The 2206-nt window shown below is 30.6% G+C and carries 2 protein-coding genes and 1 pseudogene; 2 read left to right on the forward strand and 1 reads right to left on the reverse strand.

What is annotated here, in order from left to right:
• Nucleotides 1-646: aminotransferase class I/II-fold pyridoxal phosphate-dependent enzyme (locus V757_RS17685; RefSeq protein WP_023949571.1), on the forward strand; the 646-nt coding region annotated here is incomplete at its 5' end.
• A 265-nt stretch (nt 647-911) separates the two neighbouring features.
• Entirely contained in the window at nt 912-1340 is a 429-nt protein-coding gene (locus tag V757_RS17690) for an HIT family protein (protein WP_023949573.1), read from the forward strand.
• A 409-nt stretch (nt 1341-1749) separates the two neighbouring features.
• Here the strand turns inward: V757_RS17690 and V757_RS17695 are convergent.
• Nucleotides 1750-2206, reverse strand: a pseudogene (locus V757_RS17695) (integrase core domain-containing protein); the annotation flags it as partial.

Genomic DNA, 2206 nt, shown 5'->3' on the forward strand with positions numbered 1-2206 from the left:
TACAGGAATTACACTTAAAGAAAATGATTTAAATATTTTAGAAGGTATTCTTGATAAGCATAATATTTTAATATTAGCTGACGAAGTATATGAACATATTGTTTTTAATAATAAGCCTTTTTTAAGTCTATCCTCTCGTCCGGCTATTTCAGCTAAAACATTCGTCATTTCTTCATTTGGTAAAACATTTCATACAACTGGCTGGAAAGTTGGCTATTGCTGTGCACCCAAGGCATTAAGTAATGAATTTAGAAAAATACATCAGTTTATGGTTTTTACAGTATGCTCCCCAATGCAATACGCTCTTGCCGAATTTATGAAAGATTCTTCTACCTATATTAATTTAGCCAGTTTTTATCAAGAAAAACACGAATTACTTTATAACGGTTTATTAAAAACAAAATTTAAACCTATTAGAAGTGATGGTACTTTCTTCTTATTAGCAAACTATTCGGATATATCAAAGCAATCAGAATACGATTTTGTGACTGAACTCACTAAAAAACATAAAGTTGGATTGATCCCTGTTTCTGCTTTTTATAAAGATTCTACTAGCGAAGAAGCAAATAATTATTTAGTTCGTTTTTGTTTTGCTAAATACGATGCTACTTTAAATGAAGCTATTAATAGACTTATAGCTATTTAATATATTTAATTAATAAAAATAATAATACTCTGTGGATAACTAGAATAACTGCTATTTTATCTTTAAAAATAAGATCTTATAGCAGTTATTTCTTTTGATTAGTATCAATATTAAAATTTAATTGAATAGAATAACTTTTATTTTCTATAGTGAAAATACATTTATTCAAATTTTTTCAACATAGTATCAACTAAATTATTCTATTTGAACTTTTACTTTTATTTGTTATAGTTTTACCTAAATAAATTAAATGAGGGAAATTATTATGTCTATTCAGTATGATGAAAATAACGTTTTTGCTAAAATTTTGCGAGGAGAATTACCTTCATTTAAAATTTATGAAGATGATAAAACATTTGCTATGATGGATATTATGCCGCAGACAAAGGGGCATCTTCTTGTATTGACGAAAGAGCCAGCCCCTACATTTTTTGATTTATCTAAGGAAGCTGCAGAGGCTTGTATTGCAACAGCTAAGAAAATTGCACCTGTTCTCATGAAAGTAACAGGTGCAGATGGCCTTGTTATTTCTCAGTTTAATCATGAATGTGCTGGCCAAACAGTATTTCATGTTCATTTTCACTTAGTACCACATTATATTGGTCAAACAGTAGCAAAACATTCTCATACACCGGGAAATATGGAAGAAATTAAAGCTTTAGCAGAACAACTAAAGCAAGAGTTAGATAATTAATTATTAAATTAGTTCAAATTTAAACTAAATAGGATATGAAAATATTCTATTTAGTAAAAATAAGATATTAAAAAACTATTCTTTTAATGACTAGAGTGATGATACATTGAACAAAATAATAAATTTATTGTTCCTTTAAAAAAATAAATAAATTCACATCTGAATAAATATCATATGTAATTTTACTATCTGAAATTGATAAAGCTTTAAATATAAAATATCATCAGCGATCAACATTATTTTAGAAGCTAAAGAGTATAATAATTACTGTAGTAAATAGAGTAAATCAATACTTACTAATATCTATAACGGTATTTAGATTAAACGCATCAAATTAAACCACTACTAAGAGAATATCTTTGTATGACCCCCATTTTTAGGAACACCTTTTAGTGGAATGATATGGATTTTAAGCCGCTTTAAGTCGCGGGGGTACACCTCCTATAGCCATGTTAGGCCGTACGTTATTATACTGCCATTGCCATTGGGTGACTAGCAACTCAGCTTGCTCCAATGAGTCAAAGATATACATATTTAAAAGCTCCTCCCTGACAGTTCGGTTAAATCGCTCAATATAGGCATTTTGATAGGGCTTGCCGGGCTGAATGTAGTTCAGACGAATGCCTTGACTTTCAGTCCATGAGATCAGTCGTTCTGAGATATACTCAGGACCATTGTCAACTCGTATCTCTTTAGGCTTTCCACGCTGCTCAATTGTGCGCTCTAGGTATCGAATCACCTGCTCGCTCGGAATAGATAAGGCAACATCCATGGCTAACGCTTCTCGGTTGAAATCATCAATGAACGTTCAATAAACGTAGTCTACGACCATCGGCTAGTGCATCACTCATAAAATCCATTACTGA

This window comes from Pelistega indica, from assembly GCF_000506865.1.
GTDB lineage: Bacteria > Pseudomonadota > Gammaproteobacteria > Burkholderiales > Burkholderiaceae_B > Taylorella > Taylorella indica.